Origin of the sequence: Shewanella indica (assembly GCF_002836975.1) — a bacterium.
In the GTDB taxonomy this organism is placed as follows: domain Bacteria; phylum Pseudomonadota; class Gammaproteobacteria; order Enterobacterales; family Shewanellaceae; genus Shewanella; species Shewanella indica.
Genome location: NZ_NIJK01000050.1, coordinates 1 through 19,076 on the forward strand (window position 1 = coordinate 1; position 19,076 = coordinate 19,076).

The following is a 19,076-nucleotide window of genomic DNA, read 5'->3' on the forward strand; positions in this document are numbered from 1 at the left end:
AAATCGGAAACCTACAAACAGGTTTCCGATTGTCTCTCATCAGGAGGATCGGTCAACCGATCCTTATCTGATCTACGTTGCACCCTGGGGTGGCCTTTAAATTGTTGGCGAATAGAGTGTTTTGTCGCTATAGCGTCTGATTTCAGCGGCGGCGTCTGCTGACTGCAGCGACACCGGCAAAGGCCAGGAACAACCAACCCAGGCTGCCGCCTTCATCTTGCTTGGCATCTTTTTCGGTAGCCAGGAAATTGATCAGATCGGTCAGTTCGCCCAGAGTGCGAATTTCTCCCAGGTTAACCATATATTTGTCGTTTACCACGAAGCTTGGCACGCTCTGAATGGCAAATTCATTCTGCTGTTTACGCCACAGGGCGATGACATCATTGATTTTCTTGCTGTCGGCCAAGGCATCATACTGGCTGACATCCACGCCGTTGGCGGCAAACAGTTGCTTGATATCGTCGCGGCTATTGATAGCAGAGGTGTGCTTGTGTCCAGGGGCAGAATGGTCATGGCCATGGGCTCCTTCCTCGCCCTGAATGGCGGCAAACATGGGGTGAGTCAACTTCTCTGTCGCGCCCAGCTCCTGCATGATGGCCAGTGACTTCATCACCTCAGTGCCCAGATCGCTGTTCATAAAGTCGACATGCTTATTGTCAAAGCTGACTTCTTTATTGAGACCGGCCTTGATGTCCGGCAGATACTGGGTTTCCATGCTGAAGCAGTTATGACAGTAGAAAGAGAAGAACTCGGTGAGCTTGGGTTCTTCACTGCCTTTCTTGGCTATCTGGGTATAGTGTTTACCTTCGATAAAGTCGGCGGCGTTGGCGGCCAGCGGGATTAGGGTAAGTGCCATTGCGGCAACCAGTGGCTTGAGCAAAATAATCTCCTCAGAATTGACCGGGCGCAGCGCCCTTTGCTGTCAGGTTAGTGTGACTGGCTTAATTATGACTTAAGCGTCGGTGCCTTTGGCGGTCATTTCTGTGAGCGAGGCTAAGCTTTGGCGCTTTGCCTGGTTATTCAACCTCGCAGGGCTTGCCAGGCTTCGCAGATCTGTCTGAACTTGGCGGTATCACCGCCTTGCCTGTCCGGGTGCCACTTTAGCGCCAGTTTACGCCACTGGCGACGGATCTCCTTGTCACTGGCGTCGGCTTCCAGTTCCAATACCCGCAGCGCCTCTCGCTGGGCAAAACGGCCGCGTCGTACGCCAATATAATCCTGATAACTGTTCCAGAAGGACTCCAGCATCTCACGAACGACATTGACGCAGGTGTCATAGTTGTTCCAGTCGAGGTAGTAGTCTCTAAGCGCTGAGTCATCCTGTTGTAGTTGCAGCACATTGGCCGGTGGGATCCGCAGCAATATGATATTCATGGCTTCTACCTGCAGCCATTGGCCCGGCAGCAGTATGTGTTGCAGTTCATAGAGGGCATTCATCAGCAGAAAGTTGCGTTTGAACAGATCTTTCTCGGGCAGAGGATCCAAGTCGTGCATCAGTCCCTGCTGCTGTAATTCGGTGGCGAGGTGATGCACCTTCCAGGAGCGGTTGCTGCGTTTGAGCAAACCGAGAATTGGCCAGATAAGCGGGTTATCGCCCTTGAGTCGGGTCGGCTTGACTTCAGTAACGTCGGCCTGGTTCAGCGCGGGTTTGGCAAGCAGCATGGTAGCAATCATTCATCCTGAACTGACGATAAAATCTACTATGCCACAGGTGTCCGTGGGTGCAAGGTGAAAATAATGGAACCCGGCGTGGAGCCGGGTTCTGAAAGAAAAGCAGGGAAGGAGGCCTTGCTTAAATTTTGGTAAACAGCTCTTCCTGAGGCAGGCGAGACTTGGGCAGCTTGGCGTTGAAGTCTGACTCGTCATGGTAGCCAAGGGCCACAACCACGCTGGCCGTCAGGCCTTGTTCTCTCAAACCCAGAACCTGATTGAGTTTGCTGGCATCGAAGCCTTCAATAGGAGTGGCATCTATGTCCAATACGCTGGCGCCCAGCAGCAGAGTACCCAGCGCCAGATAGGTTTGTTTTTCCATCCAGTGCTGCAGGTCCTTAAGTTCGAACTTGTGCATATTGGTGAAGAAAGAGCGGCCGTTGTGTTGGCCTTGTTTGGCGTTTTCGTCGGCGAAGCGGCCATCGGCCTCTTCCTGCTCAAGCAGACGCAGCAGATGGGCTTCGTCCATGTTGTTGCGGGTACAGAGCACAATCACGTGGGAAGCGTTGAGGATCTTTGGCGTGTTGAAGCCATAGTCTGCGGTAGACTCGGCAATTTTGGCTTTGCCTTCATCTGTCGCGGCCAGTACAAAGTGCCATGGCTGGGAGTTCACCGAGGAGGGGCTGAACTGCAGCAGACTCTGCAGATCTTCAATTTTATCCTGGGGGATCTTCTTGTTGGGATCAAAAGCCTTGGTGGTATAGCGCTTTTTGGCAAGGTATGTCAGATCTGTCATGTCACTGCTCCGGACAAATGAGGCTGAAATTGTTTTGGCATTCTACGATCTCTGTTGCGCTTTACAACAGTGTTTCTGCTGCAAGCTATATCAAAAATAAATTGAAAGTACGCTGGTGGGAACCACTAATTGGTGTCAGTGGGGTTGCTTTTGCATTTATATTGAGTCTTAAATTGCGTTTGCCGTGCTGGTTGGCTAATATATGGACAGGTTTATGGCGGAGCAGCAAAGATGAATACCCTAGAGAAAGCCAATGCAGCCGAGGTATTGTTCAAGGCGTTTTCCAATGCTTGCAGCGAGTTACAACTTACCCAGGCCGAGGCCAGCCGTATCATAGGCGTAAATCCCAGCACCTTGAGCCGTAACAGCGGCAAGGGGTTTAAACCCGATTCCAAGCAGGGGGAGTTGCAGTTGCAACTTATCCGTCTATATCGCTCGCTGTATGCCATAGCGGGTGGTGAAAAAGCCTTTATGCGTCACTGGCTCAACAGTCCCAACAAGGCGCTGAATGGAACCCCCAAGACTTTATTGCAAACCGTGGTTGGTCTGGTGAGTGTTAACCAATATCTGGATGCTATGAGAGGCAAGGTCTGACAGCCATAACCGGTGACAGGAGACAAACAACTGAAAATGGATTTTAGTGCGTTAGAGCCGCAGGACTTTTTTCCTCGCCACTACTTTGGCCGCGGTTATCGCCTGGTCGAGTCCCAGGAAGAAGCCGCCACCCTGAGTCTGGTGGATGATTTTGACGAACAGATGCTGCTTGAATCCCTGCTCGATGAGGTTAAACCGCCTTACCGAAGCGGGACTGAGCACTTGCATTATCTGCTCAAGACCCCGTTTCGTTATCCGCCGCTGCGCCATGGTTCGCGCTTTGGCAGTATCACAATGGAAAGCTTCTTTTATGCCAGTGAATCCTGGCAGACCTGTTTGGCCGAAGTCGCCTATTATCGTTTTGTCTTTATGGCCGATATGTTGGAGCCTTATCTGGAGCCGCTGCGCTCTGAGCATATGTTGTACTCTGTGGATATCAATGCCCGCGATTGTGCTGACTTGACGCTATTGCAGGGGCCGGAATTGCAGCAGCAACTGACTCACAAATCGAGCTATGCCTATACCCAGGCTTTGGGGGCCTGGTTGCTGCAACAGCAGGCACAGATGATCCGCTACACGTCGGCCAGAGCTGAAAAGGGCGTCAATTTGGCGCTGCACGATCCTTTGGTGTTGCTATCAACCGAGCCGCAGGAGTGTGAATATTGGCTCTGTCAAAGCTCCGCAGACAAGGTTGCTTTCAGTCGTCGTAATAGCCGCAGCATGCCATTGACCTGGTTTTTAAAAGACTTTTTGCGGGACGGGCAGTTGCCGCGTCCCGCCTGAGAACAGAAATTACTTCAGGATTGGGTGGTGATAAACAGCGGGTTGGAATAGAACCAGAGATCGCCGTAGTTACGCTCATTGATGTCGTTGTACCATTGCTGCACCTGCTCCCCTTCAGCCTGAGGCAGTACCTTTGAACGCAGAGGTGTGCCCTTGTTGGTCAAGCCGTTGACGTTGTAATCCAGGTTAGTACCACGCAGGCGGAAATACTGCTTACCATCGGCGATAAAGCTGAAGCTCATGCTGTAGAAACCATCGCTGTCTTTTTGCCAGTCAGCCTGGGTGAAAGACTTAATCACCCGGGTGCTGTCGTTGGTTTCCTTTTGCCAGGCAGCCGTTCCCGGCTTGGCTCGCTCACCGATATCACCGGCAATCAAATCGATATGATGTACTCCAGGATTAATGCCAGCGTAGTGTTCATTGCCGATATCGCTTTCCTTGTTATTTAGCTCAGGGCTGCGGAACCTGATATTGATAGTGACCTTGTCGCCGGCCTTGGCGCTCAAGGTTTGTCCCATAGTGATGGTTTGCTCACCGCTATTCATCTGGAGATCCAGCCCGTCGATGAGATCGCCAAATACCGCAAAGCTGTTCCCCGAGCGTAGCCCTTCAAGCAGTGCCTGGGTACCTTCACCCTCAACCCAGGTGTAATTCTTGGCATATTCGCCGGGATAATAACTGCTGGCGTAGGGTGGCCTGGTCTTGAAGTGAATATCCGAGTTACCCATGTTCCAAATCCTGCGCCCTTCTCCCAGTAGCGCATCCCACCAACCGCCGACTTCGGCAACGACGGGATCGACACCGCCGTAAACACCGCTCGAGCTGTCACCATAGTCACCGCGGTTGCCACTGAACTGGCCGCCAACCATACCTTCCACCAGGAAGAAGACCTCAGGCGCGGCATCATGAAGCTCCCTGACTTCGGCTATGGTGTAGCTGTCGAGATAGCGTCTGGGATGATTGAGCATGCCGTAGCTCTGTTTGGGAAAATGTTGCTGTAGCCAGGCAAGCGCCGCTACGGCATCTGCATGGGTTTGATTCTGACGCTTGACGCCGGCGGCCTCCCAGGCGGCGAGATCTTCGGCTGCGAAATCCTCCGGCTCATTCTTGGCGCTGAAGCTGTACTCGAAGGTTTTAATCGCATCCAGAGTCTGCTGTTCATCGGCCAGGATGACGATATTGAAGTGCTCGTGAGTCGGCATATCCCACTCAAAGCCGGAGTAAACCAACTTGCCCGGGTAGTTGGGCATCAGGCTGGCGAGTCCGGGTTTTTCGTAGCGGGTGAGGGCATCATAGAAGAGAATGCCGCCTAGGTCGTTATCGTCATTGTCCTGGCTGTTGTTGCGCATATGGTTGGTCAGGCTCATATAATCCAGGCCAAAGTCCTCGAAGCCCCACTTGAGAATATCGGCCTGGGTCTCTCTGGCATCCTGGGAAACCGCGGTGTGAACATGAAGATCGCCTTTGAGCCAGCGACCCGTTACCGGCTCCGGAGTTTGAGTGTCGTTATCTGAGTTACAGCCGGCCAGCAGGGCCAGAGACAGCAGTGACAATGCTGCGACTTGATGGGATTGACGCACGAATAACCTCTCTATATTGGGCGTTTTGGGAAGCACCCAACATAGAGAATTAAGATGGCAGATTTATGGCACTTTTGTACTAAAAAGTTACCAGTGATCAGCGCAGCACCTTGGCAAGGAAGCCTTGAGTACGGGGGTTTTGCGGCGCATTGAAAATCTGCTCCGGCGTGCCCGCTTCCTGGATCACTCCTTCATCCATGAAGATCACCCTGTCAGACACCTCGCGGGCAAATCCCATCTCGTGAGTGACTATCACCATGGTCATGCCGTCGCGAGCCAGAGATTGCATCACGTCCAGCACATCGCCGACCATTTCCGGATCCAGCGCCGAGGTGGGTTCGTCAAACAGCATCAGCTCCGGAGACATGGTCAGGGCTCTGGCAATGGCCACCCTCTGCTTCTGGCCGCCGGACAGGCTGGATGGATAGGCATCTTTCTTATCTGCCAGACCAACCTTAGCCAGCAATCCCAAAGCCTTGGCTTCGGCCTCGGCCAAACTCATCAATCCCAGCTTGACCGGTGCCAGCGTTAGGTTGGCCAATACCGTCTTGTGGGGAAACAGGTTAAAGTGCTGAAATACCATGCCCACTTTCTGCCTGAGCTTGTCGACACAGGCGCCAGGCGCCGTTATCGATTCACCGGCTATTCGTATTTCGCCTTCAGTCGGTTGCTCCAAAAGGTTGATACAACGCAGAAAAGTGCTCTTGCCACTACCACTTGGGCCTATGATGCTGACCACTTCTCCCTTGGCGATATGCTGATCTATGCCCTTGAGTACTTCCAGTTTGCCGTAGGACTTATGCAGGTTGGTTATCTCAATCACTTTGTTTCAGCCTCGCTTCAAACTTACCCAACAGCCAGGTGAAGCTGTAGGTCAATAACAAATAGATAAGGGCACAAGTCAGCAGCGGCACCACATCTTCGAAGGTTCGGCTGCGGATGATTTCACCGGCGCGCATCAGATCCACGCCACCGATAAAGCCGATGACGGCGGTTTCTTTCAAGAGCACGATAAATTCATTGCCGAGCGCCGGCAGAATATTCTTGATTGCCTGCGGTAACACGACTTCACGCATGGTCAGTGAATGGCTCATCCCTAAAGAGCGGGCGGCCTCGGCCTGGCCCTTGTCGACCGCCTGGATACCGGCGCGGATGATCTCACTGATGTAGGCGCCGCTGTTGAGGCCAAAGGCGATGATGGCGGCGGTCACCTTGTCGACATCCATGGCGGCCAACACGATAAAGTAGAGGATCACCAGTTGCACTACTACAGGAGTACCGCGGATCACCCCGACATACAGCTTGGCCGGCCAGCGCAGATACCAGCGCTCGGACATGCCCATCAAGGTGGTGAGCACCCCGAGAATGGCGCCGAGGATCATGGCGAAGAAGGTCACAGTCAAGGTGACCTTGAGGCCGTTTAGGATCAGCAAAATACCGATCATGCCGTCTTCCCCTATGGGGGTAAACAGCGAAGAGATTATTGCATCCATCTAAGACTACTTCTGATATTTTTCAAGGAGTTGTTGGTATTCGCCTGAGCTTTGTAGCCGTACCAGTGTGGCATTGATCTGGCTGAGCAGTTCGGGTTGATTTTTGGCAACTGCAATACCGTAAAATTCGGGTGAGAAGTCGATATCCAGCCGTTTGAGAGTGGGGTTCTTGGCCAGATAAGTGGCTGCCGGTTGGCTGTCGAACAGTACCAGGTCTACCTTGTGGTTTTTCAGCTCCATAAAGGCTTCAAAACCCGTATTGAAAGCGACGACTTCGGCCTTGAGTTCCTTGGCCATGATGTCGCCGGTAGAGCCCAACTGCACCGCAATCTTCTTGCCGGCAAGATCAGCCGGAGTGTTGAATACCTGGCTGTCCTGATTGACTATCACCACTTGGGTGGCTTCATAGTATGGCGTAGAGAAGTTGACACTCTTTTGCCGCTCATCCGTGATTGTCATACCAGAGGCGATAAAATCGATTTTGCCTGAGTTCAGCGCCACTATCAGAGAGTCGAACTTGAGGTTTTCTACCTTGAGGGTTTTACCTGCATCGGCGGCAATCGCCTTGGCAATGTCGATATCCAGCCCTTTTACCTCATCACCATTGGCGCCCCCCATGTATTCAAATGGTGGGAAAGCGGCATTGGTGCCGACGACCAGTACATCTTGATCTTTACCGCAGCCGGTCAACAGCAAGGCCGTGATAGTGGCCATAAGCAGGGATTTTTTCATCTTGGAGATACTCTTGAGGAACCGTATGACTGGCACTATAGCCAGTTCCCATATCTCAATCAATAACTAATCATAAAAAATGCTTAAGTATTCACTCGTGATTCGTTTGGTGTTAAAAAAACATTGTTAATTAGTTTGTTATTTATTAATTGAACATGCTTGAATGAATAAAGTAGAGATTGCTCAATTAGGGCTGAGCAACTAGAGAAGATTTTTTGTCGCCTGAGACACAAGAATGTGCATTTGGCACAGCACCGAGGAAAAATTTGTTATAAAATGCGCGCCCAAAATCCTCTGCCTGCCTACAATGGTGGAAGCCCACTCCGGATTTTGGAACAGGCCTCCAATTCAGTACCTGCCAAAGCAGACAGCGAAGCACACAAAATAGAACAAGATGGGGTCGTATACCTATGATAGAAAAACGCTTTATTACCGCTCAGGAATTGCTGGAGGATTCATTTCGTCTGGCTGCACAGGTCTATGACAGTGGTTTTCGGCCGCAGTTTATTGTTGGGATCTGGCGTGGCGGCGCTCCAATAGGGATCGCGGTACAGGAGTTTTTCGACTTCAAAAAGGTGGAAACCGACCATATAGCGGTGCGCACTTCATCCTATTACGGCATAGGTACAGACAAGCAGAGCAAGGAGATCAAGGTTCATGGTCTGCATTACATTGTTGAAAATGCCAATGCCGATGATGGTTTGTTGATTGTTGATGATGTCTTCGATTCCGGGCGCAGCGTTTTTGCTCTCAAGGAAAAGCTCAGTCAATCCATGCGTCTGAATATGCCCAAGGATATCCGTATCGCTTGTCCTTACTACAAGCCACAGAATACTGCGGTGCCACTGAAACCCGACTACTATATCCACGCCTCGGATGAATGGCTGGTATTCCCCCATGAAGTTTCCGGCCTGAGTGCACAAGAGCTGGCCGAAGGTAAGGGCGATCTCAAAAATATCAAAGAGCTGTTTCTCTGATAAAAAATCCAATACAAAGAGGGCGCCGATGGGCGCCCTCTTTGTTGTCAGCAATGGCTAGATATCCATGCAGTTGGCATAGTAAGTTACGGTCGCCGGCCAATCGGAGAAGACCCCCAGTACTCCTATTTCTTTGGCCAGTACATCCAGTAGTTGATAAACATCGCCATCGTTATTAATGCTGCCGCTGATGCTTTGGTAGTACCAACCACCGCCTTGTGCCAGGGGGCCGGATCGCTCCAGTGACCAAGTGATTATTTTAAGCCCGGCTTCCTTGGCCGCCAGAGCATAGGCCGAGGGAACTATTTTGCCGCTGTCATCCAGAACGACTAATACCCACAAGGGCGGCGCAATGATTTCGACTCCCAGCGCCTTGAGCCTTTGCATATCGGCCTGCCAATGGCCCATATCATTGGGGTTAAAGCTGCTGTCCGAGTCATACCTGCCGTCCAGATAGACGGCCTGCCTGGCAAAATCGGTATTATTGGCCAACCAGTACTGCACATCTTCCAGATTAAATGACTGGGGATAGACATCTTTTGCCGGCACCCCGGCGGCCTGATATTCGTCGATCATCTTCTGAGCATAGTCCTGTTGGCTGAAGCCATCGAAGGGCATGGGCACGCTGGCAGCCTTAAGTTCAGGCGTCATCTTGACCTTGGCTTCTTTAAACAGAGCTATGCTCTCGGCATGGGTCATCAATGTGCCGCAACTGGCGTAAAGATCCGTGCGCCAGGCAGGAGTGCCCTCCATAAATGCTTGCGCCGTGGTGGCCTTGGGATTAAAACCATCCATCTTGCCGCAAAGCTGGTTGAATTCATCCAGGGTGATATCGCTGGTACAGCACTCGGCGCTGGCGTTAATACCATTGGCAGCATCGGCGGGAGAGAAAGGCTGACGGCATTTGGCTGCCAACTCAGGGATGCCGAGGATATTGGTGGTTGTGGCCAGATCGCATTGGGAGTGCCGACAAACCAGCTGTTTATCGGCGGTGAAGGTGACATCACATTCCACTATCCCGGCGCCGGCATCTATAGCCGCCAAATAGGCTTCTTTGGTGTGCTCTGGAAACTGCATGGAGGCGCCGCGGTGGCCTATGCTGAAGTCGGTGCGATAAAAGGGCCCCTTGCTGCATTGTGCCAGTTTATCTTTGAGCGGCCCTTCATCCATGTCATTTACCAGAAACAGGGGACGGGGGCCCAGGTTGGCGCCAACTTTCTCCTGCTGATCCTGAGCCGGAGTTGAAGTATTGGCGTTGTTGTCATTGCTGTTGCAGCCACCGAGCAACAGACCAAGCAGTACAGAGCCAAGTAATGCCGACGTTGTTTGGGAGTGAAAAACCTTCATTAAGCAGATCCTTTTGCTATTTCGCACAGGAGTTTACTCGCCTGACGAGCATGGTATTTCTTAAGCTAAGGATGCTAAATGACAGCCGGATAGTAAAATTATGACAACTAACTTAATTAATACAGTATCTTGTTCCGGATATACTGAAGAGGAACCATTGCGTTAGTCTTAGAGTCGATTGATCTTGTCCTTCAGATCGTAGCTCTTGTCTGTAACTATGGTTTCCAGGTTGGCAATCCGCTGCTTCAGTTCGTCCACTTCCCGTTGCAGTTTTTCTATCTCACGGCTTTGACCGTCTTGCTGCTTACTGTTGTAGTCCTTGATGAGTACCATGGCAAAAAAGCCTATGGCTATGACGGCTACCAGACTCATTAATCCCATAATGACTCCTTGGGTGTTAAGCATATTGAATATTTTGGCACATTATTCTCGCACATTACGGCACTATTGTGTGGCTCGGTTGGACCAATAATACGCCAAAGGCCTCATTGAGGCCCTTGAACTTGCTTTGCCAATTAAGGCTTAAGGGTTTCTTTTATCAACACGCAGTGCCGCTCCCTTTCTATTGCTTGCTTGAGATTGCGCTGGGTCTGGGCCGATAGCTCTGGGTTGGCCTGCAAGGCTTTTTCGAGCCGCAGCACTGAGGCGTGACTGCATTGACGCGGTAATAATGCCGGCGCGTAACTGCGCATAAATACCGGGTCTTTTTCGGCGTCCAGAGTGGCTAACTGATTCAAGCGCTGCTCTGCGGTGCTGGCCTGCAGTTGCCCTTGGCTGCTGGGATAGAGGTTTTCCATCGCCACCCTCAGCTTGGCAAACGGCAGCGCCGAATGGTTGATTTTTTCCAGCCAGCGGCGTTTACCGGCGGTGTCCGGACGCACTACTTCGGCGGCGATGGCCGCCTTTTGCCCTGAATCGCTGATATCAAGTTTGGCTTCTTGCTGCAGCAGAAGTTTGCTGGTGGGGTAATCGTAACGGTTCAACTGATAGATAAGCTGCCAGCGGGTATCTTGATCCAGCTCTATTCCCTTTATCTTACTGTAGCCCTGCAGCAGTGACAGCAGGTGATCCAGCGAGTCCCCGTCGCGGGCAAAGTCCACATAGGCATCGAACCAGCGCCGCTGCAGATCTTTATTATCCGCGTTTTGCATGGTCAGACGCAGGCTCATCTGCGCCAGCGCTCTGATGGCGCGCTCGGCATAGGTCGAGTGAATCGGAGCCATCGACTCGAGCAAGGCCTTGCTGTAGCGCATATTGCCAAGAATTTGCCCCAGCAGGGTGTAATCGCTCTCTTTGGGAGCATTGATAAGCACGGTTTCCAGATACTTGTTCAAAGGCAACTTACCGCTCTGGACACTGTCCCACAGGCTTTGCCAGAGCATGGCGCGCAGCAGGGGATCTTCTACCCTGGCCAGGTGATTGAAGGCGGTATCGAACGAGCGAGGGTCGAGCTCGACTTTGACATAGCCCCAGTCCTGATAGTTGGGATAAACCAAATCAGGACAGGATGCTCCTGTAAGTTGCGGCACCAAGGTTTTTTCACCTTGGTAGCTAACGGCCAGAGTTTGCAGCAGGTGCATCTCATGGCGGCCATTGCTCAGTAAGGCTAGCTGAACTTTTTGCTCTCTGATAGTCGGGTAGGCGGGATCGCTTGTTGACTGCAACAGGGCAAATTCACTGATGCGGCCATCTTGGCACTGGAACTCGGCCTTGAGGCTGTTGACACCGGCGCTGTAGAGCCAATCCCGGGTCCACTGGCTCAGATCCCGCTTGGCGGCCTGGCCGAGACTGCTAATGAAGTCTTCCAGTGTGGCGTTTTGCCAGGAGTAGCGTTTGAGGTATTCACTGACGCCACGGCGGAAGGTTTGCTCCCCAAGCAGGTGACGCAGTTGAATCAGAACCGCGGCACCTTTCTGATAAGTGATGGCATCGATATTATCGAAGGCGTTGGCACTACTGGCCACTGGCACTTCTATGGGGTGGGTGGTAACGCCTGAGTCCTGTTGATAGGCACTCTGTTTGCCCCTGGCGTAAAAACTGCGCCAGGTATTGTCAAACTCAGTGGCCTCGGCGCTCGCCAGCATGCCCATAAAGGAGGCGAAGCTTTCATTGAGCCACAGACCGTTCCACCATTTCATGGTCACCAGATCGCCAAACCACTGGTGCGCCATTTCATGCATGATCACAGACGCCAAGCGCTGGCGCTGATTGGCTGTCATCTCACCACTGCCAAGAAAACGCCCTTCGGCAAAGGTGACGGCAGCAGCATTTTCCATGGCACCATAGAGGAAGTCAGGCACCAGCAGCTGATCGTATTTTTTAAAGGGGTAGTCGATACCGAAATAGTCGTCAAAAAACTTAAGCCCGGCGCCTGTGTATCTGAACCAGTCGGCGGCATTGACCTGGGCCGCCACAGATTGGCGGGCAAACAGGCGCATGGGGTATTTGCCGCTGTTGTCTTGCCAGACGTGGTAAGGGCCGGCATGCATGGAAAAGTTGTAGGGGCTCAACTTGGGCGTTGCCGGAAACTGCCACAGCTGGTTGTCACCCTCCGGGGTCACACTCAATTCTTGGGTGGCGCTGATCACCTGCCAGTCTTTGGGGGCTCTGACGGTTAACTTGTAGCTGGCCTTGAGATCCGGTTGGTCGAATACGGCAAACATCTGCTGCGCGGCGGCGGGCTCAAAGTGGGAGTAGAGATAGACCTTGCCATCGACGGGATCCACAAAGCGATGCAGTCCTTCACCATTGCTGGAGTGCTGGCGTGTGAAGCTGACTTCTATCTCATTGTCGCCTTTGAGCAGCAACTTGGCACTGATCTCCAGGTAGGCGCCATTGTATTTGGGATAGAGCCTGTGGCCGTTGATCTTAAGGCTGATGATCTGCGCCTCGCTCAAGTCCAGTGTCAGGGGCTGTTGGTTATCGCTGAGACTGAAACGTACCAGGGTGCGGTTGGCAAATCGCTCGCTGCCATCCAAGGTAAAGTCCAGTTCATAGCTGACATTGCTGACTCTGGCAGAGCGGGCCATCGCCTGTTGCTCACTGATATAACCGCTGCCATCCCGCGCACCTGCAGAAGATTGAGTGCTGCTGCAGCCGCTGAGTGATAGCAGTCCGGCAGCCAACAGGCTGAGACCAAACAACCGGGGAAGAGATTTCACAAACAGATTCCTTGCTTTTTATTGTTTTACCATTAGGTGTCGGTGTTTTCCCTCACAACAGGAATAACAGGAATGAAAGGGGAGGGATACACCTAGAGTTAATACCCTGTCAGGCTTGGCGCCCGCGGCATAAATTACGCTATTTGCCGACAAAGAACAAAGGAGAAATGTTACAAAAAAGCCGCTGTGACAGCGGCTTTTGGGAAGGAGTGTGGTGCTTGGTTAGAGCCCGAGGAAGGACTTGGACTTCACTTTGCGGATCTCTTTTTCATCGGACCATTCGATCAAGCCGGTTTCCAGATCCATCAGGCGCATGGTCATCTTGTAGTAGACATCACGGGTGCTGCCATCTTGTTTGACTATGCTGGAAAGGTTGCCGTAGAGCATGTATTGAGCGCCTATCTGACGACCGAACTTGATGGCGGTGGATGGGTCAACCATGCCGGCGTTGTTCTGGTAGTCCAGTTGCTTACGCACTGAATCCACCTTGGTCATATCGATAAAACGGAACTTGCCTGAGCGCAGCAGCTTGTTGCTGATGGAGTCGGTTACTGACTCAGTATCTATATGCTCAGAGGTCTTGTTCTTGATCTTGTCGACAAAGATGATAGGTCTGTCGTTGGCTGTCATGGCCACCACAGGCGGGAAAGTCAGCATGCTGTCGACCATTTTGGCGGCAATGGCTTGCAGATCTGTCGAACCGAAGTTTTCATTCACTGTCTCTACCTCAGTGGCATCACCGTATTCCACTTTGGATTGACAGGCTGCCATGCCCATAGCCATTGCCAGTATCAGTATCAGCTTCAAGTGTTTCATAGTCAGTTCCATTTCAAGGTTATCAAATCAATTTTGTATAAAAACGTGTGACATTGCCAGTGTCTATTGCCCAGACCAGAGTGGTCTTGCCACTCTGAACCTGAATTTCCGTGCCCTGATTGTCCAGGGTTAGTTGATAGCTGCCGGCATCGACAAACTGCCTTGCTATCTGTGCCTGCCTAGGTAACGTGAGCCAACTGCGGCGATCGGCTTGCTCTGTGACCACGTTGAATATCTGCATGGCGATCACCCCAAGGTCCGAACCGTCTTTGCGTTCGGCCTTGCGGGCCATTTCCGACTTGGCATAGACCCTGGCGGCCTGGCGCACCAGCAGGTAGGGTAGTTCCTCCTTGAGCGCCGTGATGGCTAAGGCATCTATATTGGCTATCGGGGCTGCAGTCATAGGTTTTGACAAGCCGCGGATATTGGCACTGCTTACCGGCACTCTGGAGGGCATATAGGTGGGCAGAGAGACAGTTTGCCAGTTGCCGTGAATGGTGAAGGGAACTGTTAGGCTCTCCTTGGCGGGCACAAAGCCGCGCTCCAGCAGCAAGATGACCTGGCCTTGCCCCTTGGCGGGCGTGGGCGCTTCTCCCCAACGGCGTTTGAACTCATCATACTGAGGCATGGCAAGCTCTTTGGCCAAGCGCACCAGATCCTGCTGCAGATAAGGATTATCCGGCATAATCTGCGCCGCCTTGCGATAGTCGATAAAGGCATCGTTGCGCTCACCAAGGATTTCGTGCAGTACCCCTGTGGTGTAGTAACTGTAGGCGTTCAAAAACGAGCTGGTGACACTGCCGGCCGCCTTGCCCAGTTTATCCATTTCAGCGCTGATAGTGCCGTTGGCCATCTGCTGCACCGCACTGCTGGATTTTTCGTACCTTTGCTGCTCCAGCGATTGCAGTTCATTGCTGCGACGCACCTCCACCAACGCGCCTTCGGCATCGCCGGCAAACAGATAATTGAGAGCCTGATATTGGTGCAGCATGATGCGCTCATACCCGGGACCACGATAGGGAATGATATTGTCGTTCAGCAGCAGGCTGCCGCCCTGTGAACCCAGCTCGGACAAACTGAGCTTGGCCTTGTCGTCGAATGCCTGATAGGCGGCTATGGCGCTTTGGTAATAGTCTTTGCTGGCGGTGAAATCGCCGCTTATCTGCGCGGCGCGCCCCGCTTCCTGGGCATAGAGCAGGCCATCTCGGCTGCTGATCCCGCCTGCCAATTCCTTGGCGGCATTGCCCGGCATTGATGAGTCGAGTTCGGCGCGAACGCCGGCCAGTTGGGATGGATAGTTGACCAATACACTGTTGAAGGCGCAGCCAGTGAGGCTCAATGACAACAACAGTGGCAGCAGTAACTTGCCTGACTTCAAGAGTCGGCTCCTTGGTTTTGGATCTCCAGTCGTTCTCTCAAGGTGAGTCCTTCCAGATGATCATATTCATGCTGAAAAATGCGCGCGACAAAGCCTTGTAACCATTCTTGCTGCCACTCGCCGCTGAGGTCCTGATAACGTACCTCAATGCTTTCATGGCGCAGAATCTGTACTCTCTCACCGGGCAGAGACAGGCAACCCTCTTCCCCGGCCAGCATCTTGCCTGAGCGTTTGAGTATCTGTGGGTTGATCACCACCTGGGGCGCCATCAAAGGCGCATCCGGGTATCTGTCGTTGGGATGGGATGCCATAATAAACAAGCGGATACCTTGGCCTACCTGAGGCGCGGCTATGCCTACGCCCTGTGCCAGTTTCATGGTCTCGAGCATTTTCTCGGCCAGGGCCGCCAAAGGTTCATCGAACAGTTGAACCGGCTGGGCAGCCTGCCCCAGAATACGTTCTCCGTAGGTTGCTATGGCTAACATCCTTATCCCCCTTTATTCGACTCAGTAGTGAGGCGGCGGCGTTTCTTCCGATTGAGACGCGATATTGCTCGGTTCTACCGCTTTGAGTTTACTGATTAACAACTGGATCTGAAACTGCTGCTCGGCCACGACTTTATTGAGTTCGAAAATCTCCTGACTCAATTCTTCCAGTGTGGCTTCCTGAAATGACAGCTTGGTTTCGAGTTCTTCGATCCTGTCCGGGATTGCTTGCATTACTTACCTCTGTGTTGGCGCCGACCAGCGTTCCAGCAAGCTGGCACTACTGATACTTTGAAGTTGGCCGTTGTCGGATTCAGACACTGAGTATACTACGGCGCTTTGGGGCAAAGGCTTTTTTGGCAGTGAAACTTGCCAGTCGGCGACTCTTTTCCCCGAATCGACCTGCCACAGACTCAATTCTCTGGCTGGTGTGCCGGTTAACAAGGCCTGCTCCTGTTGGATAAAGCGCGCCGCCGAAAAGTTCATTTGCCGCCGTACTATCGCCAGCGAGCTGACCAGTTTCCCTGAGTCATTGTGCCAAATGTCGGCATTGCCGGTACTGTCGGACACTAAGCTGAGGTTACCGCTGCGGCTGAGGGCAACCTTCAGTACCCTGGAGTCCATCTGCCAGCGCCTCAGTACCTGAGCATCCTGGGTGCGCCATAGCAGGGCGGTAGCGTCATTGGCCCCGGTCAATGCCAGGCGGCCATCGGCAGAGAGGGCAACGCTGTTGACTTTTTCGCTGTGGCCAAGAAATTTCACCAGCACACCGGTGGTCGGGGTCAGCGACATTACCGCGCCATCGGCCAACCCCACCAGCAACTGGCCGTTGTCGGCCACGGCCACAGCCTGAGCTACTGCCGGCAGTGACCACCAACCCGCCGCCCGGCCGTCGGCGATTTTCCACAGTGCAACTGAATCGCGGCTTAACGTCACCGCATATTCTCCATTGGCCGAGATATCCGTGGCGATGACATCATTGGCTTCACTGCCTTGAGCCCACTGATACTTGACCGCGCCTTGTTTGAGATCCCAAAGCCTGATCCCCTCCTGGCTGCTTATCAAAGCGTAGCGGCCATCGGCAGAGAGGCTGGCGCTGTAGCTGGGATCGGCCGCCAAGGATTGGCTGCTATTGGGGCCTGGATGGCAGGCACCAAGGCCAAGCAAAGTAAAACTGAGCGTGCAAATAAGTAGCAATCTGTTTATTGCCATGAACTTATACCGCCTCGACTTGTCATTTTGAGTAAGGGTAAAACGCTGTCGCTTCCATGCAAGGGTTATCGGTTTGTCGGCCGCTTTCCCTTGTTAACCAGTATGGATAATCTGCTTTGTATCTCAAAGTTAACTGGTATAAAGTGAGTCGTCTTACATATTTTGGGTTAATTGTAACCATTTGAAGATCCTGAGGATGCCTTTAATGAAACCGATTTACAAAATTTCACTGGTCGCACTGGCCCTGATCGGCCTTTCCGCCTGTAACCAAGAACAAAAAACAGCGAGTGCCGACAAAGTGGAACTGAGCTCTGTCGAGCAGAAAGAAGCCTATAGCGTGGGCGCCTCTATTGGCCGCTACATGGCCGGCCATATCAAGGAGCAGGAAGAGCTGGGTTTCTCAGTCGATCGTGCTTTGATTGTGACTGGTTTCCAACAGGGGCTGAAAGACGAGCTGCAACTGACTGAAGATGAGATGCAGAAAGTGCTTGAAGGTCTGGACCAGAAGCTGAATGAAAAACGTATGGCCAAGGTCCAGGAGATGGCGGCCAAGTCGATGCAGGAAAGCAAGGCTTATCTGGAACAGAACAAGGCCAAAGAGGGTGTGATCACCACTGAGTCCGGTCTGCAATACGAAGTATTGACTCCAGGCGAGGGTGAGAAGCCGGCCGCCGAAGACGTAGTGACAGTTCACTACCGTGGTACTCTGATCGACGGCACTGAGTTTGACAGCTCCTACTCCCGCGGTGAACCGGCAGAATTTGCCCTGAACCGGGTGATCCCTGGCTGGACCGAAGGGGTTCAGCTGATGCCGGTAGGCGCCAAGTATCGCTTTGTTATCCCATCTGAGCTGGCCTATGGCGAGCGTGATATGGGCACTATTCCTGCCAACTCCACACTCATCTTTGAAGTCGAGTTGCTCAAGGTCAAAAAGGCCGATGCCCCCGTAGAGCCGACCGAAGCCGAGGCTTCTGCCAAGTAATCCCTTCTTTCACGGAAAGTGGATACCCGATATTGAAAAGGACGCCGCCGGCGTCCTTTCTTTTTACAGTCACTTATTACGTCAGTGATTCTAAAGCCACTTATAGCGATAGAACAGCCACAACTGTCCCCCTACCAATAGCAACAGGAACAGGCAAAAGGCTCCGAAGGCCCAGCCGACATCGGCGCCCGGGATCCCGGCGATATTGACCCCGAGCAGACCGGTAAGAAAACCCAGCGGCAGAAAGACGGCGCTGATCAGCGACAGGAAATAGAGGCGGCGATTGACTGCCTCGGCCTGACGGTTTTGTAACTCTTCCTGGGTGACGCTGGCCCTGTCTCTGATTGCGTCCAGATCTTCGATGCAACGAATGAGTTGATCATTGATTTCGTTGAATTTAAGCCGCTGCTGTTCATCAAATACCTTGGCCGAGTCTGCCAGCAGGCGGGTAAAGGCTTCCCGCTGCGGCGCCAGGTAGCGCCGGACCACCACTATCTGGCGCCTGAGCTCGGCGATATCGCTGCGTAGATCCCTGTCGTTACCGGCCATGACCTTGTCTTCCAGATCGTCGACGGTTTCTTCCAGCCGGTCGATAAACTCCGTCTTACGTTGGGTGAGACGCTGCGTCAGTGCCAGCAAAAACTCCCCGGTATTGCCGGGGCCAGCTCCCTGGCTGACGCTCTGGATGATGTCTTTGACCGATAACAGCTCGCGACTGCTGGTGCTGATAATTCTGTGATTGTCCAGGTAGAGGCGTATCGATACCATGTCTTCCGGGTCGGCCCCGGGGTTGTGATTGACCCCTCTGAGCGCCAGCAGGAAGCCCTGGCCGGATTGTACCACCCTGGGGCGAGTGTCCTGCGCCAACAGTGCTGCCACTTCCAGCGCTTCCAGGCCGCTGTGTTGTTGCAACCACTGACGGTTGGATTTCTTCTTATAGTCCAGATGCAGCCAGAGTATGCCCTGCTCCGGGCGCCAGTCGCTGACCTGTTGCTGCGTCAACTCCTTGCCTGCCATCTCCCCGCTGAGCAGCAAGGCACAAAACTGTTTTTCGGCCATAGATTCACTCTCATAGGTTTGCTTTAGTTCA

Annotated in this window: 20 protein-coding genes; 4 read left to right on the forward strand and 16 right to left on the reverse strand. The window is 52.8% G+C overall.

Features of this window, described 5'->3' with window-relative positions; all coding sequences use genetic code 11:
• Positions 1-142: 142 nt before the first annotated feature.
• From CX650_RS17775 to nfsB, 3 genes are all read right to left on the reverse strand, one after another.
• A complete protein-coding gene (locus CX650_RS17775; protein ID WP_039035800.1) occupies positions 143-880 on the reverse strand; it encodes a DsbA family protein in 738 nt (245 codons plus the stop codon).
• Positions 881-1,020: 140 nt separating this feature from the next.
• Complete coding sequence (locus CX650_RS17780; RefSeq protein WP_101096625.1) at positions 1,021-1,662, reverse strand: DNA-J related domain-containing protein; 642 nt, start codon at positions 1,660-1,662, stop codon at positions 1,021-1,023.
• Between the two features lie 130 nt (positions 1,663-1,792).
• A complete protein-coding gene (gene nfsB, locus CX650_RS17785; RefSeq protein ID WP_039035801.1) occupies positions 1,793-2,446 on the reverse strand; it encodes an oxygen-insensitive NAD(P)H nitroreductase in 654 nt (217 codons plus the stop codon).
• A gap of 231 nt (positions 2,447-2,677) precedes the next feature.
• Between nfsB and CX650_RS17790 the strand changes: the two genes are divergently transcribed.
• Both CX650_RS17790 and CX650_RS17795 read left to right on the forward strand, forming a co-directional pair.
• Entirely contained in the window at positions 2,678-3,040 is a 363-nt protein-coding gene (locus tag CX650_RS17790; protein ID WP_025011540.1) for an MbcA/ParS/Xre antitoxin family protein, read from the forward strand.
• Positions 3,041-3,076: 36 nt separating this feature from the next.
• Positions 3,077-3,823, forward strand: coding sequence for an RES family NAD+ phosphorylase (locus tag CX650_RS17795; RefSeq protein WP_052248263.1), 747 nt, complete (start codon positions 3,077-3,079; stop codon positions 3,821-3,823).
• A gap of 14 nt (positions 3,824-3,837) precedes the next feature.
• On the opposite strand, the gene CX650_RS17800 is transcribed toward CX650_RS17795, so the two are convergent.
• The 4 genes from CX650_RS17800 to CX650_RS17815 form a co-directional block, all read right to left on the reverse strand.
• Positions 3,838-5,403 carry a CehA/McbA family metallohydrolase domain-containing protein gene (locus tag CX650_RS17800; protein ID WP_101096602.1) on the reverse strand — a complete coding sequence of 522 codons (1,566 nt, stop codon included), beginning with the start codon at positions 5,401-5,403 and terminating at the stop codon, positions 3,838-3,840.
• A 97-nt stretch (positions 5,404-5,500) separates the two neighbouring features.
• Positions 5,501-6,226 (reverse strand): amino acid ABC transporter ATP-binding protein, encoded by a 726-nt coding sequence (locus CX650_RS17805; protein ID WP_039035803.1) that lies wholly within the window; start codon positions 6,224-6,226, stop codon positions 5,501-5,503.
• Positions 6,219-6,896, reverse strand: coding sequence for an amino acid ABC transporter permease (locus tag CX650_RS17810; RefSeq protein ID WP_025011537.1), 678 nt, complete (start codon positions 6,894-6,896; stop codon positions 6,219-6,221). The genes CX650_RS17805 and CX650_RS17810 overlap by 8 nt, the downstream gene beginning before the upstream one ends.
• Positions 6,897-6,902: 6 nt before the next feature.
• Complete coding sequence (locus CX650_RS17815; protein WP_101096603.1) at positions 6,903-7,628, reverse strand: basic amino acid ABC transporter substrate-binding protein; 726 nt, start codon at positions 7,626-7,628, stop codon at positions 6,903-6,905.
• Between the two features lie 410 nt (positions 7,629-8,038).
• Here CX650_RS17815 and CX650_RS17820 point away from each other — a divergent pair, with 410 nt between their 5' ends.
• Entirely contained in the window at positions 8,039-8,605 is a 567-nt protein-coding gene (locus tag CX650_RS17820) for a phosphoribosyltransferase (RefSeq protein ID WP_039035805.1), read from the forward strand.
• A 57-nt stretch (positions 8,606-8,662) separates the two neighbouring features.
• On the opposite strand, the gene CX650_RS17825 is transcribed toward CX650_RS17820, so the two are convergent.
• From CX650_RS17825 to CX650_RS17860, 8 genes are all read right to left on the reverse strand, one after another.
• On the reverse strand, positions 8,663-9,952 hold the full coding sequence (locus CX650_RS17825; RefSeq protein ID WP_071477152.1) for a glycerophosphodiester phosphodiesterase family protein: 1,290 nt from the start codon (positions 9,950-9,952) through the stop codon (positions 8,663-8,665).
• 168 nt (positions 9,953-10,120) lie between these two features.
• Entirely contained in the window at positions 10,121-10,333 is a 213-nt protein-coding gene (locus CX650_RS17830) for a hypothetical protein (protein WP_039035807.1), read from the reverse strand.
• A 134-nt stretch (positions 10,334-10,467) separates the two neighbouring features.
• Positions 10,468-13,113 (reverse strand): aminopeptidase N, encoded by a 2,646-nt coding sequence (pepN, locus tag CX650_RS17835; protein ID WP_101096604.1) that lies wholly within the window; start codon positions 13,111-13,113, stop codon positions 10,468-10,470.
• A gap of 222 nt (positions 13,114-13,335) precedes the next feature.
• Positions 13,336-13,929, reverse strand: a complete 594-nt coding sequence (gene lpoB / locus CX650_RS17840; protein ID WP_170946744.1) for a penicillin-binding protein activator LpoB — start codon at positions 13,927-13,929, stop codon at positions 13,336-13,338.
• A 22-nt stretch (positions 13,930-13,951) separates the two neighbouring features.
• Positions 13,952-15,307 carry a COG3014 family protein gene (locus tag CX650_RS17845; RefSeq protein ID WP_101096605.1) on the reverse strand — a complete coding sequence of 452 codons (1,356 nt, stop codon included), beginning with the start codon at positions 15,305-15,307 and terminating at the stop codon, positions 13,952-13,954.
• The gene (gene def, locus CX650_RS17850) at positions 15,304-15,792 is read right to left on the reverse strand and encodes a peptide deformylase (RefSeq protein WP_044733842.1); all 489 of its coding nucleotides are present in this window, start codon (positions 15,790-15,792) and stop codon (positions 15,304-15,306) included. Before def ends, CX650_RS17845 begins: the two co-directional genes overlap by 4 nt.
• Before the next feature lie 21 nt (positions 15,793-15,813).
• Complete coding sequence (locus CX650_RS17855) at positions 15,814-16,026, reverse strand: SlyX family protein (RefSeq protein WP_025011529.1); 213 nt, start codon at positions 16,024-16,026, stop codon at positions 15,814-15,816.
• Positions 16,027-16,029: 3 nt separating this feature from the next.
• The gene (locus CX650_RS17860) at positions 16,030-17,004 is read right to left on the reverse strand and encodes a WD40 repeat domain-containing protein (protein WP_101096606.1); all 975 of its coding nucleotides are present in this window, start codon (positions 17,002-17,004) and stop codon (positions 16,030-16,032) included.
• A 205-nt stretch (positions 17,005-17,209) separates the two neighbouring features.
• Between CX650_RS17860 and fkpA the strand changes: the two genes are divergently transcribed.
• Positions 17,210-17,986 (forward strand): FKBP-type peptidyl-prolyl cis-trans isomerase, encoded by a 777-nt coding sequence (fkpA, locus tag CX650_RS17865; protein WP_028780139.1) that lies wholly within the window; start codon positions 17,210-17,212, stop codon positions 17,984-17,986.
• Positions 17,987-18,076: 90 nt separating this feature from the next.
• On the opposite strand, the gene CX650_RS17870 is transcribed toward fkpA, so the two are convergent.
• The gene (locus tag CX650_RS17870; protein WP_096142320.1) at positions 18,077-19,045 is read right to left on the reverse strand and encodes a zinc transporter ZntB; all 969 of its coding nucleotides are present in this window, start codon (positions 19,043-19,045) and stop codon (positions 18,077-18,079) included.
• Positions 19,046-19,076: the final 31 nt, after the last annotated feature.